The sequence below is a fragment of the Vibrio sp. CCUG 15886 genome (assembly GCF_028570825.1).
In the GTDB taxonomy this organism is placed as follows: Bacteria; Pseudomonadota; Gammaproteobacteria; order Enterobacterales; family Vibrionaceae; genus Vibrio; species Vibrio vulnificus_B.
In genome coordinates, this window is record NZ_JAQQBT010000001.1 from 69,127 (window position 1) to 84,002 (window position 14,876).

The following is a 14,876-nucleotide window of genomic DNA, read 5'->3' on the forward strand; positions in this document are numbered from 1 at the left end:
TACTTCATTGTTATCCCTACCCCCGTTTTAGCGGTGAGTGGTAGTGATGGCATTTGCCAGATCTAGTCTGGTTGCAGCTCTTTCAGTACTTCCGTCAACGAAGGGCAAATACGGTGGCCAAAAGCAATAACTTCCTCACATGGCTCTACCAAATCGGGAATCTGATAGGTCATCATGTTGGCCGCCACAGCAGCGCGAACGCCATTATTCGAGTCCTCAAAAGCCAGACACTGAGCTGGTGGTACATTTAAACGGCTGGCAGCAAGCAGGTAGATTTCAGGATCCGGTTTACCGTGAGTGACTTCGCAACCAGTGGTAATCGATTCAAAGTAGCGATCAAGCCCTGCCAGCTTGAGTTTTACCAGCGCGACATCCTTTTGTGTAGAGGTCGCTACCGCAGCGGGTATCTGGTGAGCTTTTAGCCACTCAAGCAGGGCAATCACGCCCTCTTTGACAGGGATGGCTTCATGCAGAACCACTTGGTTATACCTCTTACGCCATTCTGCATGTAGGCGGTCAAGATCATCGCCATAGGCAGCACGCAAAATCGCGTCGATACCAGCGGAATTGCGTCCGATGATAGAAAGATACGTCTCTTGATAGAAAGGCAGTTTTTGTACATCACACGCTTGCTTGAAAATGTGCATACAAACGCGTTCGGTGTCGAGTAGAAGTCCATCCATGTCGAAAATGGCAGCATTAAATTTCATCAGTACAGCTTTAACCAGATATGTATTGTTACTGACATTGTGACACAGGAGAACGAAGATTGGCAGGTGATGTGCCGACAATCTTCGTTCTCATTTCGCATTCAACGTTTTTATTTCAATAAGTTAGCGGGTGAAAATTGGTCGGTAAGCAGCCTGGCTTGTTCGTCCCAATCAGCTTCTAATGTCATTAAAGAAGGGTAATTCTCTATCTCTATGGCAAATGGCTGCAGTGCACTGGCTAATGCTTCAGCTTGCTGTTGCAGTGCCTGCTGATTGGGCAAAGAGGTTAACATCGAAAGAATGACACGGTTGCCCGACTCTTGAGGAATTTTGAAGTTGTAAAATTCACCAAAGACGGAGCGATATGTAGCCGACTCGTGATCATAAAGCTTGCTCGTAGAAAATGTATTCGCCACCAACACACCACTGCTACTGAGGAGTTGCTTAGTTTCCATCAGAAATTCTCGAGTCATGAGGTGTTCGGGAATGTATTCGCCATTAAACGCATCCAGCAGAATGAAATCGTACTTTTGTCCCTTTAACCCTGCGCGTTTTATGTAAACACGGGCATCACCAGTGTGAACTCGTGTGTTGTGGCTAGGCTGAAAATAGAAATAGCGTTCCGCGATTTGAGAAACCACGGGATCGATTTCGACAATGTCCATATGCGACTCGGGATAAAGCTCTGCAAGCGCACTGGGGACCGAGCCGCCCCCGAGACCAATGATAAGAATTCGCTCAGGCTTCGGGTTAAACAGCAGCCCCGCTAACGTCATTCGCACATAGGGAAAGTAGATACGTTTATCTTGCGGGTCTTGGTATTCGCAGGTTTGGACTCGTTCTCCTTTTTTGGCGGTGAAAGAGAGGCAACGAAAATCTTGGTGCTCGAATACCACGATATCCTGATAAAGCGACTTTTGTTCATGAATGATAGTGCTTTGCCCTATGGAGAAAGGAGAGAGCAACGTGCACAGTAGCGCAAAGAGCCAGACAATAGGATTAATCGACATCAAGTTCTACCTCGTGGAAGAGTGGGGCAGTATCCAGCCGGTAGGCAAATATCCCAGCCAGCAGTAAGAGCGCTGTCAGCGTTAACAATATGGTATTGATCTCCCACCAAAGCACGAGGTAGAAGGAAGTGGCTAGGGTACCCAGTGCACTACCCAATGTTGAGACAAAATAGAGCCTACCGGCGATTTGGCCACTATGCTGTTCGTTTTTCACCATCAACCTCACCGCATAGGGCGATATCATGCCTAAAATGACCGTAGGAATAAAAAACAGCAAGATTGCCGCGATTAAAGAACCGTAGCGCGGATCGTCTATCCAGAGAAAGGTGAAGTCCATGATGGGCTTACCGGCAAAAATCAAGGGCAAGAGAAACAGGGCTCCGAAAAGGTAAAAACGAGCAAATTGTTTTAGAGAAGGACGGTGTGCGGAAAGATTGCCCCCCAGCAAATAGCCCAATGAGAGTGCCACCATAAAAACGGTAATAATGCTGCCCCATACGTAGATACTGTTGCCAAAGTAAGGCGCAAGGACTTTGCCGCCCAAGAGTTCAATGGACATAATGCTAAAACCACTGATGAATGCCAGCATAAGAATCAATCCATTGGATGTGGTTGCTTTTCTCATCAAAAATCTCCTGAAGTGTTGCGTTCATTCTTTCCAAGTATTTGTGCGGAAAGCGGATATAGCAAGGTGAGGGGGCTTTCAGTTATGATGGGGTCCTATCTGAGATCGTTTCAGTGTGGGTTTCTACCTCTTATGGCCATAAGATACGGGAAATGGCCCCTGCAGCGATTCGAGTCATAACGTCATTGGGGAGAAAGAATGGACGTCAAAAAAGTTGCCTTTATTGGGTTGGGAGTCATGGGCTACCCAATGGCTGGCTATTTAAGCAAAGCGGGTTATGAAACTCGAGTCTACAACCGTACTTTCGCTAAAGCTCAGAAATGGGCAGAGCAGTATCAAGGGGCTGCATTTGAAACACCTCGTGAAGCTGCTTTAGGTTGTGACGTTGTGTTTGTTTGCGTGGGCAACGATGACGATGTTCGCAGTGTTGTTTATGGAGAAGATGGTGTGCTTGCCGGTTTAGAACCTGGTGCCATTCTTGTTGACCACACCACTACTTCTGCAGAACTGGCTGTTGAACTTGCCGATGCTTGTCAGAAAGTCTCCAATGCCTTTATTGATGCGCCCGTATCTGGTGGGCAAGCCGGTGCGGAAAATGGTGTGTTAACCATCATGTGTGGCGGCGATGAGTCCGTCTTTGCTCAGGTTTCTCCAGTTATGGATGCTTACGCGAAACAAGCCACACTGCTTGGTGAAAATGGTCAGGGGCAGCGCTGTAAAATGGTGAATCAAATTTGCATCGCTGGGGTTTTGCAAGGGCTAAGTGAAGCGATTTTATTGGCGCAAAAGTCAGGTTTGGATGTTGCTCAAGTGGTAGATACGCTGAAACATGGTGCTGCAGGTTCTTGGCAAATGGAAAACCGTGCAACTACGATGGCGCAAGATAAGTTTGATTTTGGCTTTGCCATTGATTGGATGCGTAAAGATCTCGGCTTTTGCTTAAAAGAGGCTCAGCGTGTTGGGCTTGAGTTGCCACTGACAAAGCAAGTGGATCAGCAATACGCTCAGTTGCAACAAGATGGTTTGGGGCGCATGGATACCTCGGTGCTGATCAAAGCGGTGGCGAAGCAGTAAATCATTAAAGGGGAATGTTGAATTCCCCTTTTATCCACCTTTTGAGTAGAAAGCGTGCTTTTTAGCAACCATCGGTCAGACTGACGATTTGTGGCTGTTTTTCTGGTTGATAGAGGATCTGGCAGAAATCACCACTGGTTTGGAAGGTATACTTGTCCGCATAAAAAGAGATGGCGGCGACACGATGACCATCTATTTCTTTGTTATTAATGTGTAATCCACCATTGCGGTCGATATTCAACAAGCGCCGTACAGCGTCGATGTAGGCTATCGGGTAGCCGTGGCAGACGTAATAGCTTTCTACTTCGACTTTCTGAATATAGTTACAACTGCTTTCCACCCCAAGAATAGCGGATTTCGCGTAAACCATATCCACAGCCGTTCTCATTTGACCAGCCATGTCACGAACCTTCTGACTTCGAGCATCCGCCTGTATTCCTAAAAAACGTACCGCTGCGACCGCACTGACGATGGCGATAAGCACCAGCACAACGATCATTTCAATTAATGTAAAACCAGTTTGACGATACTTCATGGCAAATCAGCTCTCGGAAAATACTTACGCATAGTGTCATAAAAACAACAATGCCGTCTCTTTGACGGCACTGAGTTTTGTAAGGGTACGTAAGGATATCGGAACCAGAGACAGAAGTCTTTTGATGAATCCATTGGGCTCTGAGTCTGGATAAAAAGGTATTGGAATAAGGCTTACTTCTCAGAGCGCTTTTCTTGCCAATCGGATTTGCGAAGGGCATACACGGCATGATCTAAAACACGATCTTGCACTTTCTCATTACGGCTAATTATGCCTTCCAGACTCATGCCTAAACGCTCAGCAACAGCACGACTGGCGGTATTTTCTTTTGCGGCTCTCAGTTGCACCAGCTCCATTGACAGTGTGCCAAAGGCGTATTCCAACATTTTTTGGCACGACAAGGTAACGATGCCTTTCCCTTGCACTTCTTCAGAGAGCCAGTAACCAATGCAGGCTCTTTGTAGGTCGTGGTTGATTTCATGCAAACCTATGTTGCCCACTAGGTTGTCTTGGTAAAAAATCGCGCAAGTCACGGATTTTTTGTCGGCATACTCATGAAGAGAGCGTTGAACAAATTGTTGAAAATCTTGCTCAGTTTGGCAAAAAGAGGGCCAAGCTAGCCATTGTGATAGATACGTTTGTTGTTTGGCTACAAGCGGAGCATAGAGTTTTGCGAAGGAGTCTTGAACGAGTGCGAGTTTAATTTCTTCTGTGACATCGAGAGTGAACATAGGTCATCCTTTAACTTGTTATTTTTGTTTGAAAATCAGAATAACAGGTTACAAATGAACAATTAAGCAAGTTCTAGTGTGATGCGGACAAATTGTTCGTCCTGATAACCCACAGAATAGGTAAAGGTATTATTGGCGTAGATAGCACCAAGGAACAAAGCGCGTTGGCTCATTGGGCCGCGGAATAGCATTGAGATAGGGGAGCGCATTTCATTGTTTGAACCAAAATGCTCATTGAGGTTCTGGGTTAATACGCACAGTAAACAGCCATTTTCATCGTGAGACAAATCCACATCTTCTGCTCGCGAGAGTAAGACGGTAGTGCCTAACTTTTTCTCAATTTCATTGATAAGTAGCAGATAGCTATCGAGATGAGGTTGAACTGGCGCAGATTCCGCACCCACACAACGTTCGAGCAGAGCCTCTAGATCACCACTTTCGCCTTTTGCTTTTTGTGTCATTGCTTTAAGTGGTTTTTTTATCAACTTATAGCGATTGCTCTTAAGTTTGGGTTTTAACCACTTTTGCAGGATATCGTTACTTTCTTGGCGAGAATAAAGATTTGGTGTGGCAAGGCGACGGAATTGCAGGTGCAACAAAGCGTGAACAGCAAGTTCACTAAGCAGTTGATTCGCATCTGCGTTCGTTTTAGCTGGCTTAATACCTTGCATCACATTGATTATATTTATAAAGGAATGGTGCCGAGAGAGGGACTCGAACCCTCACACCATAGGCGCTAGCACCTCATGCTAGTGTGTCTACCAATTTCACCATCTCGGCACAGGATGTCGAAGCAGAGCTTCTTTTTGACGCGGTTCATTTCAAACCGAAGCGAATTATAACTAAAAATGCGTGGAAGGCGAGTGTTTCCTTTACATAAATTAGTGTTTTTGGTTCGTTTGCGTATTTATTGTCCATCTAAGGGCCAAAACTCATCATTATCCCTATTTAGAGTAGTGATAAGCGCAGGAAATGCGCGCATTGGTTAAATTATGGACGCTTGAACGTTTGCGTAAATAAATGTGATGAATATCTCTTTTTGTTGGCTATACTAGCGACCCGTTTAAGCGGGAAATAGGGTTTATCGTTCATAACCCTTACCCATACAAGCCGTCACATGGAAACAAATCGCCCAATAGTTTGGCCATTTGAGTGAATGACCCCAAGGACCGGACCAGCTGACTTTTGAAAGCTTGTATAAGGTAAAAAAGATGTCGAACTATTCGTTCAATTTCATTCGTGAGTCATGGTGTCAATCGTCACCACTTCATACCCCTCCTTCTTTTGCTGCGTTTTTCAGCTCCTCTTTCATTTTTAATTTTTAAGTAGGTCGTTACTCATGAATATTTTGTTGAGTCTATTAGGTGTCGCAGCACTGATCGGTTGCGCGTTTTTGTTGTCGGAAAGCCGACGTTCAATTAACTGGAAAACGGTATTTAGAGCGTTGCTGCTGCAAGTGGGATTTGCAGCTCTGGTTCTCTACTTTCCTTGGGGGCAAGCAGCGCTAGCTGGGCTAAGTAATGCGGTTTCAGGATTACTGGGTTTCGCCGATGAAGGGATCGCTTTCTTGTTTGGTGATTTGGCTTCTTCTGGCTTCATCTTTGCCGTTCGCGTTCTTCCTATCATCATCTTCTTTAGTGCTCTTATCTCTGCCCTGTATTACTTGGGTATCATGCAAAAAGTGATTCAAGTTATTGGTGGTGGCATCCAGAAATTCTTGGGTACCAGCAAAGCCGAGTCTCTTGTTGCAACGGGCAATATCTTCCTTTCTCAAGGTGAGTCGCCATTGCTGATTCGTCCTTTCCTCTCGAGCATGACACGTTCAGAACTGTTTGCGGTGATGGCAGGCGGTATGGCATCGGTTGCGGGTAGTGTACTCGGTGGCTATGCTGGTTTAGGTGTTGAGCTGAAATATTTGATTGCAGCGAGTTTTATGGCGGCACCAGGCAGCTTGTTGATGGCAAAAATCATCGTGCCTGAGCGTGCAACGCCAAGCGACTATACCAACATTGAACTCGATAAATCTGACCAAAGCAACGTGATTGACGCACTGGCAAGTGGTGCGATGGGCGGCATGAAAGTGGCTGTTGCGGTGGGCACTATGCTGATTGCGTTTGTCAGTGTTATTGCCATGGTAAACACGGGTTTAGAAAACTTGGGCGAGCTATTTGGTTTCACTGGCGTCACGTTGCAAGCGATTTTTGGCTACCTATTCTCTCCATTGGCGTGGTTGATCGGTATCCCTTCAAATGAAGTGCTCGCAGCGGGTTCTTACATTGGCCAGAAGATTGTGATGAATGAGTTTGTGGCGTTCATTGACTTTGTGGAACACAAAGCGTTGTTGTCAGAGCACAGCCAAGTGATCATCACGTTTGCTTTGTGTGGTTTTGCTAACATTGGTTCGATTGCGATTCAGTTGGGCTCCATCGGTGTGATGGCACCAGAGCGTCGCAGTGACGTAGCAAACATGGGCCTTAAAGCGGTTGCTGCTGGTACATTAGCCAACCTAATGAGTGCATGTTTAGCTGGGATTTTTATCTCCCTATAATTCAGACAGCCTCAGCAGACTTCTTCTTTGCTAGCGAGAAGAAATGCTAAATGAGAATAAAAATGCCCTGTGAGAACAGGGCATTTTTTTATGCGCTAGATTTACAAAGATTAGGGTTGAGCTGGCTTATCGGCAATCAAACCGTAAGGCATTGAGGAAAAGACTTTCGGGTTGTGTTGCAGGGTGGGGGCTTCATTCACGCGCTGCCAATCGAGCAACATAATGGCTAGCACGTTACGGTGTTCGCCTGACTCTAACTCAAAATCACCGGATACTGAAGGGATCATACCGCGTTCAGGGTCGATTGAAGCTTGAATGGCTTGGCGTGTTTTTTCCACAACCGGATCATCTTCTAATCCTGCGAGCAAAAAGCTGATCCCGACTTCTGCGATGATGTCTTCTTTGGCTCGAATTAATATGGTGTCAATGTGTTCACGGAAATAGTCAAAGATCCATTGATGCTGCTTCTCATCCACTTGATGCTGATAGTACTCTGAATCAGCGAAGATAATATGGGTCATTCCGTAGAGCTTGTTGCCGTATTGTTGGCCATTGAGCTGCTTATCTTTTGCATCCGGATAGGTTTGGCGGAAGGCATCAATAAACGCTTGCACGACGTCTTGCTCTCCAAGCTGTTTAAGCCAATAAACTTGATTGGCCAGCTGAGCCGCCCACGCTTCAATCATTTCCGGATTGGTGGCGTATTTTTTAAAGTCGTAGCGGCGGATCACTTCACGTAACCTGGCGTCTTGTTTGTGCTCTAAACCATATTCGTTGGCACGAGCCATCGAGCCAAGCAGATCCACACCAAGATACAGATACTCAGGCATGTGTTTTGTCGCGGTATAGCGGCGTACACTTCGTTCATCAGTATCATCAAGATAGCTTGCAATACGCTTTTCAGAATAAAGAATGATTTGCTCGGGCGTATACACTTCAGCAGCAAAGCGATTTAAGCGGCTTGCGACTCTCGCCATATCACTCCAAACGGCAGCGGAATATTTGGGGTCGAGCGTTTGGCGATACATACGCAATCCATAATGACCTTCTTTAAACGGTGACAAGGTATAGAGTTGCTGCTCGTAAGTGCTTTTAATCAGTGAGGCTGATTGTTGGTAAGTGGGTTTGCTGCTTTCTTCACTGGCAAAGGCAGAGATGCCGATGCCTAGAGAGAGCAGGGTAACTAGTATCCGTGTGGCGATATTCATGACTGAGTCCCATATCAAGATGATAAATCGAAAGGTATCAGTTATTGCCGCTGTTTATGTAAGCGTCAGGTCAAATGGCGGTAGGAATTATCTGGCGAAAGGTGAGATTTATCCGCTCCGATTTGGTTTTAGCGGTTTTGGGTACACAATGTCGCCAATAATGCTGAGTGCTGCCTGCCATGATCAACAACGAGCCGCTGGTCAGTTCGAACTCGATTTTCTCTTTGGTAATGAGGTGTTGCAGAACGAAGCGACGGCTTTCTCCCAAATTGACGGAGGCGATGACGGGATTGCGGCCCAGTTCTGGTTCATCATCCTGATGCCAGCCCATAGAGTCTTGTCCATTGCGGTAGAGGTTCGCCAATACCGAGTTGAATAAATGGCCGGAGGCATTCTCGCAACGCGCTTTTAGATCGAGTAACGTGGGTGTCCAAGGCAGAGGTTGCATGGTCAAGCCTGAATAAGTGTAAGCCGCGTCACCACACCATGCTTGAAGGCGAGGTTGTAGGACTTGGCGGCCAAACATTTGAATGGCTTTCTGCTCCCACGGAAGTTCATGCTTTAACTGAGTAAAGTATGTTTCGGCTTGATCTTGAGAAAGAAATGTCGGCCACCACAGCAACTGGCCATCGGTTATGGTCAGCCAATCGGGTGAATCAAACAAAAACAGCGAAGATGACATACACTTACCTGAAAAGAGACGAAATATTGCTTACCTATAAATACAAGATTGGTTTATTCTTATACGTATATTAACTTTTTTAACAATAATAACGATTTATTATTTTCTTGTCCTACGTTGTAGGCGTTGATCTGGGGATTGAATGAAGTATACGTTTGGAAAGCGATGGAGTGTTAACTTATTGTTTCTCCTGTTCATCACTCTTTCCGTCGGCATTGTCGAACTGCTCCATCATGAGCAGAAAAAAGTGCGCCAAGAGTATTTCCAGCGAGAAGCAAAAGATCAGCTATCCACCATTCGTTCGAAGTTGGAAGCGGCGATTGTGTCGGACATCTACATCGTAAGCAGCCTAGCAACGCTCATTTCTCTTCATCCAAATAGCAACAAGCAAGCACTTGACCAAGCTTCTGAGAAAATTCTGCGTAAAGGGAAACATTTACGCGTTATAGGCCTCGCCAGAGATGACGTGGTGAATTATGTCTATCCATGGGTCGGAAATGAGGGTGTTCTAGGACTGGACTACAAAAAAGAACCAGCACAGTGGGAATCGATCGTTAAAGCGAAAACCATTGAAGAAATTTTTATTGCTGGCCCGATGGAGTTAGTTCAAGGAGGCAAGGCGCTGGTGGCTCGTGTGCCTATCTTTAGCGATCCCCCGCTTAATTCACAATACTGGGGTGTGTGCAGTGCCGTACTGAATTTTGATTCGCTATTGATGGACGTCGGATTTGCCAGTTTTGCTTATCAATACCGAGTCGCGATAAAAGGTTTGGATAGTGAAGCCGAGAAAGGAGCGATGATTTACGGTGATGAAGCGACGTTCAACGATGCATTTGTCAAAGAGCGTGTGAGCTTTCCTTACGGAGGGTGGGTGTTGGCCGTGGCCGATGATGGGCGCTATGCCGCGTTAATGCCTTGGTATCAAACACAAATTGTGCGTTTGATTGGTTACCCCACCGCATTATTGCTTTGTCTGGTGTTTCTCGCCATTTATCGTCTCTATACGATGGCACATAGCCGCTCTTTGCATGATGAGCTGACGGGGTTGCCGAACCGACGTTACTTTATGTATTCCCTAGAGCACCATTTTGAACACGCCAAGAAACAAGGCCGTGATGATACCTTTGCCGTCATTAACCTCGATCTCGACCGCTTTAAACAGATCAATGATACTCATGGGCATGCAGCTGGCGACAAAGTACTGATTGCTTGTGCCGAAAGGTTGAAGAGCACTTTGCGCTCGACCGACTTAGTAGCACGCATTGGTGGTGATGAGTTTTTGGTACTCTCTGCAAGAATGACGCATGAAAAAGACATGGAAATCTTGCTCAATAAACTCAAAGCGGCGCTTTGCTCTATGCCCATTGTGTATGAAGGTGAGTTGATCTATTTGCACATCAGCATTGGTTACTGCTTGTTCCACCATGAGATGAAAGATTCTGAAGAGATGCTCAAACAAGCCGACCAACGTATGTATAACGAGAAGAAAGCCAACAAAATGCGTTTTGCCGCCATTGGCTAGCGTGAGGATGAGCATTAAGCGTCGCCCAAAGCACACCATTCGTGTTGCTAACAAAAAGAAACAACAAAGGCCCAACAGGGCCTTTGTTATTTTTGTACAGCGGTGCTGTGTTTGCCTTGGAAGGCTAGAGTTTAAATTCGTGAAGTTTACCTTGGACTCGATGTACTTCTGCTTGGTAACCGTTGACGATTTCGTTGAGGTTGTTCGCATGGCTACCGGTGCGATGTGCAATATCGGCCAAAACATCGACATCTTTGTCGATCGCCTCACTGGCTTTAGACTGCTCAATGGTGGCGTTGGCAATACTACTGATGTGTTGATTGACCTGCTCGATAGCCGATTCCAGCTTTTCGACACTCTGTTTCACGACATCGACAGAATGGAAAGTTTCATCACTGGCCTGTTTGCTCTTCGCCATGTTATCCACCGCAGATTTGGTGTTGTCACGAATTTTATCCAGCAGTTTACTGATGCTCTCTGTTGCTTCTTGGCTACGTTGAGCAAGATCTCTGACTTCAGATGAGACAACCGCGAAACCACGGCCATGTTCTCCTGCTCGGGCGGCTTCAATCGCAGCATTGAGCGCCAAGAGGTTGGTTTGTTCGGATACGGCGTTGATGGTCGCGACGATTTGCCCAATGCTTTGTGTATCGCTTTCTAACTCATGCATGCAATGCTGCGTGGCGTCGATTTGCGCTAGCAAGCTTTTTACCGAATTAAATGAAAGTGTACTTTGGCTTTGGCACTCCAATACTTGCTGGTTCATATTGTCTGTGTCTTCGGTTGCACGCTCGGCTGAGTGGGCAATTTCAACACTGGATTGAGACAGTTCGGTCATTGCGGTGGCGATATTGTCACATTTTGCGATGGTTTCTTGGCCGCTTGAGTCGAGTTCTCCGGAAGTTGCGATGATTTGGTTTAGACGTTCTGTGCTGTGATCATTGGTCTCTTTGACATCTTGAATCAAATGACGAATCGCGTGGTTAAGTTGGTTAATGCTCGCCGCAATAGAGGCAATTTCGTCACGGCCCGTTTGGTCAAGATCGACGGAGAGATCGCAACGTTTAGCCATCTCAGACAACTTGTTTGTTAAGGAGCCAACGCGGCTTCTCAAGTTGGTGACGGTCGCGATAACGATCCACGCAAACAGGAAAGAAAGCACAGCGGCGCCGATGGTGAGAACATTACGGGTCATGATGGCGCTGGCCGCGCGTTGTTCTGAAAGGGTGTTCATTTCACCTTGTAACAGATTGCGGACTTGGTTAATCAAGGTAATGCGTTCTGTTGCGAGTTTAAACCATTCTTGTGACGTTGGACCGTTGATGGCATCGAGCTGCTCAGATTGAGACAGGAAGCTCTTTTGGATGCTTTCCACTTGCTGCCAAACTTGGTTGCGCTCTTGGTTTTGCAGCTGTTGCTTGAATTGTGGGGGAAGCTCAAGCATCGCGCTGCGCTTCGCATAGTCACCGGAGCTGATGTAGCCTTGGATATTGGCATACAGAACCGGGGTTGCTTGGCCGCGTGCAAACACACCGTTAAGTGCGCCGCGTACCTGACCTGCTCGCTCCTTCATTATGATGATCGATACAAGAGATTCGCCAAGTGCACCAAGCTGGTAGTTACCCACTTGTGACAGCATTAAGCGGCTGTTATCGATCGCCAGTTGATTGAGGTTGGAGTAATAACCGAATGGCGCAATGGTTGGTGCAAGTTTGTCGACTCCGGCTCGGACGTTGTTCAGTTGGCTTAGTTGCTGAGTGATGTCGCTGACCAACATATTGACGAAGGTACTATTTAGCAACTCGGGTTTGTAGCTGCGCAACGCGGCGATCGCTTGGTCTGCTTTTCCTCTTTGCTGCCCTAAGGCGGCGACTTGGTCTGGATTGCCTTTGCTGCCTAACACACCAGCGGTGAGTCCCCGTTCTACCGCTAAATTATGGGCTAGGTTGTCAAACAAGATCACCATCTGAATAGCTTCTCTGTCCACTTCTGACATCTTAGCCTGACGATTGAAATCAAGGATGGTATTGCCAGCTAAGAAAATGGAAATCAGTAAAGGAACTCCAGCCACAATACTCACGATGATATAGAGTTGGAACCGACGTAAAAGCGAATGCATAAAACCTCTCAAAGTCATACGAATCTGCGACGTACGACACGCTTATATTAAGAATTTCTAAACAAGTATAGAGTGAGATCACGCGCATGATGGATGGTAAAGTGAGATAACGTTGAGTGAATCACACAAATTTTAATCGGATTTATATCAAGCGTTTAAAACGTAACCACAGAGAATAATGCGTTATTGATAATGAAATTGTTAGCATATTGGTCTGCGGTTGCATTATGCAAATGCAATATGCAATTTTGTGTGTATAAATACGTCGATTTGATACGGAATTCGTGATTTTATGCCCATATTAAACTTGGCACGTATTCTGCTTTAGTTAAGGTGACCCTTATTAAGCCGAGGGTCACCTAGCCAACTGACGTTGTTAGTGAATAATGACTTGTTCACACATATATACGGCCAAACACCTGATTGTGTTTGGCCTTTTTTTATTCCTCTTCAGAACATTTGGCATAACAGCTTGGCTGCCTTGGACAGACAGCGCCACGAGAACAAATAAGACGAGCAGGGGCTTCGATTCCTCGTTCAATCCATTTGATGTTCAATATTTTTGCGATGGTCTTGAGGTCTTTTCGCATGTGGAAAGGAATCTCAGCACTTCCGCCTTGTTTGACACATAGGCGTTTCAGTTCTTCCGCAATCTCGAGTGCATCGCCACCTTGGGCATTAATCGCAGGGTTAAGGTCGATGCCGGCGCACAACACCCGGTTATTGCCTGCAGGGTCCATCACGTTAATGGATTCACAGCAATATAGCCTTGGCTCATTGCCCACGTTTAAGATGGAAAGTTGTGCAGAACTGCCATTACGTGGTTCAGATAGGCGGCGAAATACCGCCCAATGCTGGCATGGATCGTTAACCGTTCGCATGTTTCCCCAAGGCAGAGGGATGCCATTGCCACGATAAACCGCTTTTAACTTGCCCGGGCCATAAGCATCAAAATAGTGCCAGTGAGGATAGGGTGACACCACCGTCATACGTCGCATGGCGACAGAAGGTGACACGCCCGCTTTCTGATGCACATCGATTTCGTAACCTGAGCGATCAAGCAATTGGCGGAAAGGCACTTTAGGACAAAGGAGTGCACCAGCAAAAAAACTGGATTCAAAATCTCGCCAAGCTTGCAGAATGTCTTGTGAATTGAGCTCAGAGGTCGGGTTAAAATCGTCATTCTGATCCCAGTTATTTTGGTGACCAATGGAAAGCACGTTTTTCACGTTGTCTGAGCTGTGCAAAATTCGATGACCAATGTACACCGCCAAGTCGTATTTCAAGCGGGTTGGGTACTCTTTCATCAGATTGTTGAGGTAGATAGTGCCCGGTGGCTCCATAAAAGAGGTGACGAGTTGTTTGGCGTTAACGCCAAGTTCGTCCACCACATCTTTCGGCGTGCGATTGATCCAACGGATGTCCAAGCCAAGGCTTTTCGCAATGTCGATAAGGTCTTCTGCCGATAAATTGAGGCGTTTCTTGCCAACCTCTTCCGCGGCTCTTTCCAAATCTGGGAAATGGTTTTGGTTAGCTTCTTGGTGAGCACGGATCAATAAGTGGGCAAATTGTCGTCCTGTAATGCCCGTTTGTGACAGCATTTCGGGAATGGCGATTTGTAAAATGTCGTTGGAGAAAAGAAAGCTGGGCTCTAACGCCATCCCATTTAAGCCACCACGATTGCCTTTGTTGGGGGTAATCGCTTCTAGCTCGGGTTCATCGTCGAGAAACCAAGCGGGATCTTTTTGAAAAACTTCAGCAATAACTTCTAGCATATCGATGCTTGGAACGCGTTTTCCCCGTTCGATCATAGATAGGTAGGAAACCGAAGGCGCGTATTCAGGGTTAATACGGATACAGCGCGCAGAAAGGTCTTCCATTGTTAAGTGGTTATTTTTCCGCAAATTTCTAATTTTTGTCCCCAGAAAATGCGATTGGCGAATCAAGCTTTTTGACACAGACATTTTGTAAAATTCACACTGTAAAATTTTTGTTGTGAAATTGTAGTAAAAAATTCGCTAGTCTACATACTAAGAGAGCAAGGAAAAGAACCTTCAACTTCACAAATTTGCTTGCAACTAAAACGTAAGTTTGAAGTATGTGCTCTAAAAC

Annotated in this window: 13 protein-coding genes and 1 tRNA gene; 3 read left to right on the plus strand and 11 right to left on the minus strand. The window is 46.1% G+C overall.

Annotation, left to right across the window (positions count from 1 at the left end; translation table 11 throughout):
- Nucleotides 1-62: 62 nt before the first annotated feature.
- The 3 genes from PQQ36_RS00335 to PQQ36_RS00345 all read right to left on the minus strand — a co-directional run bounded on the left by PQQ36_RS00335 (nt 63) and on the right by PQQ36_RS00345 (nt 2,345).
- Nucleotides 63-710 (minus strand): HAD family hydrolase, encoded by a 648-nt coding sequence (locus tag PQQ36_RS00335; RefSeq protein WP_225470197.1) that lies wholly within the window; start codon nt 708-710, stop codon nt 63-65.
- A 110-nt stretch (nt 711-820) separates the two neighbouring features.
- The gene (locus PQQ36_RS00340) at nt 821-1,720 is read right to left on the minus strand and encodes a spermidine synthase (RefSeq protein WP_045597064.1); all 900 of its coding nucleotides are present in this window, start codon (nt 1,718-1,720) and stop codon (nt 821-823) included.
- Nucleotides 1,710-2,345 (minus strand): fused MFS/spermidine synthase, encoded by a 636-nt coding sequence (locus PQQ36_RS00345; protein ID WP_045597066.1) that lies wholly within the window; start codon nt 2,343-2,345, stop codon nt 1,710-1,712. The genes PQQ36_RS00340 and PQQ36_RS00345 overlap by 11 nt, the downstream gene beginning before the upstream one ends.
- A gap of 198 nt (nt 2,346-2,543) precedes the next feature.
- Between PQQ36_RS00345 and PQQ36_RS00350 the strand changes: the two genes are divergently transcribed.
- Complete coding sequence (locus PQQ36_RS00350) at nt 2,544-3,419, plus strand: NAD(P)-dependent oxidoreductase (protein ID WP_015727629.1); 876 nt, start codon at nt 2,544-2,546, stop codon at nt 3,417-3,419.
- 61 nt (nt 3,420-3,480) lie between these two features.
- Here the strand turns inward: PQQ36_RS00350 and PQQ36_RS00355 are convergent, their stop codons facing one another.
- The 4 genes from PQQ36_RS00355 to PQQ36_RS00370 all read right to left on the minus strand — a co-directional run bounded on the left by PQQ36_RS00355 (nt 3,481) and on the right by PQQ36_RS00370 (nt 5,465).
- Nucleotides 3,481-3,954, minus strand: a complete 474-nt coding sequence (locus PQQ36_RS00355; RefSeq protein ID WP_011082479.1) for a type II secretion system protein — start codon at nt 3,952-3,954, stop codon at nt 3,481-3,483.
- Between the two features lie 173 nt (nt 3,955-4,127).
- Nucleotides 4,128-4,685: a GNAT family N-acetyltransferase gene (locus tag PQQ36_RS00360; protein ID WP_130192384.1), complete on the minus strand. Its 558-nt coding sequence runs from the start codon at nt 4,683-4,685 to the stop codon at nt 4,128-4,130.
- Nucleotides 4,686-4,747: 62 nt separating this feature from the next.
- Entirely contained in the window at nt 4,748-5,356 is a 609-nt protein-coding gene (locus tag PQQ36_RS00365; RefSeq protein ID WP_065091017.1) for a DUF2913 family protein, read from the minus strand.
- A gap of 25 nt (nt 5,357-5,381) precedes the next feature.
- Nucleotides 5,382-5,465: transfer RNA gene (locus tag PQQ36_RS00370), tRNA-Leu, on the minus strand.
- A 559-nt stretch (nt 5,466-6,024) separates the two neighbouring features.
- Here PQQ36_RS00370 and PQQ36_RS00375 point away from each other — a divergent pair.
- Nucleotides 6,025-7,233 carry a NupC/NupG family nucleoside CNT transporter gene (locus tag PQQ36_RS00375; protein ID WP_015727633.1) on the plus strand — a complete coding sequence of 403 codons (1,209 nt, stop codon included), beginning with the start codon at nt 6,025-6,027 and terminating at the stop codon, nt 7,231-7,233.
- A gap of 110 nt (nt 7,234-7,343) precedes the next feature.
- Here PQQ36_RS00375 and PQQ36_RS00380 read toward each other — a convergent pair whose 3' ends face one another.
- Both PQQ36_RS00380 and PQQ36_RS00385 read right to left on the minus strand, forming a co-directional pair.
- Nucleotides 7,344-8,441, minus strand: a complete 1,098-nt coding sequence (locus PQQ36_RS00380) for a DUF3541 domain-containing protein (RefSeq protein WP_060533483.1) — start codon at nt 8,439-8,441, stop codon at nt 7,344-7,346.
- A 70-nt stretch (nt 8,442-8,511) separates the two neighbouring features.
- Nucleotides 8,512-9,123 carry an alpha-ketoglutarate-dependent dioxygenase AlkB family protein gene (locus tag PQQ36_RS00385; protein ID WP_045619746.1) on the minus strand — a complete coding sequence of 204 codons (612 nt, stop codon included), beginning with the start codon at nt 9,121-9,123 and terminating at the stop codon, nt 8,512-8,514.
- Nucleotides 9,124-9,265: 142 nt separating this feature from the next.
- Here PQQ36_RS00385 and PQQ36_RS00390 point away from each other — a divergent pair, with 142 nt between their 5' ends.
- Nucleotides 9,266-10,645: a diguanylate cyclase gene (locus tag PQQ36_RS00390; protein WP_011082485.1), complete on the plus strand. Its 1,380-nt coding sequence runs from the start codon at nt 9,266-9,268 to the stop codon at nt 10,643-10,645.
- Nucleotides 10,646-10,769: 124 nt separating this feature from the next.
- Here the strand turns inward: PQQ36_RS00390 and PQQ36_RS00395 are convergent, their stop codons facing one another.
- Together PQQ36_RS00395 and PQQ36_RS00400 are read right to left on the minus strand one after the other, a co-directional pair.
- Nucleotides 10,770-12,764, minus strand: a complete 1,995-nt coding sequence (locus PQQ36_RS00395; protein WP_011082486.1) for a methyl-accepting chemotaxis protein — start codon at nt 12,762-12,764, stop codon at nt 10,770-10,772.
- A gap of 440 nt (nt 12,765-13,204) precedes the next feature.
- Nucleotides 13,205-14,728 carry a DUF3612 domain-containing protein gene (locus PQQ36_RS00400; RefSeq protein ID WP_011082487.1) on the minus strand — a complete coding sequence of 508 codons (1,524 nt, stop codon included), beginning with the start codon at nt 14,726-14,728 and terminating at the stop codon, nt 13,205-13,207.
- Nucleotides 14,729-14,876 lie beyond the last annotated feature (148 nt).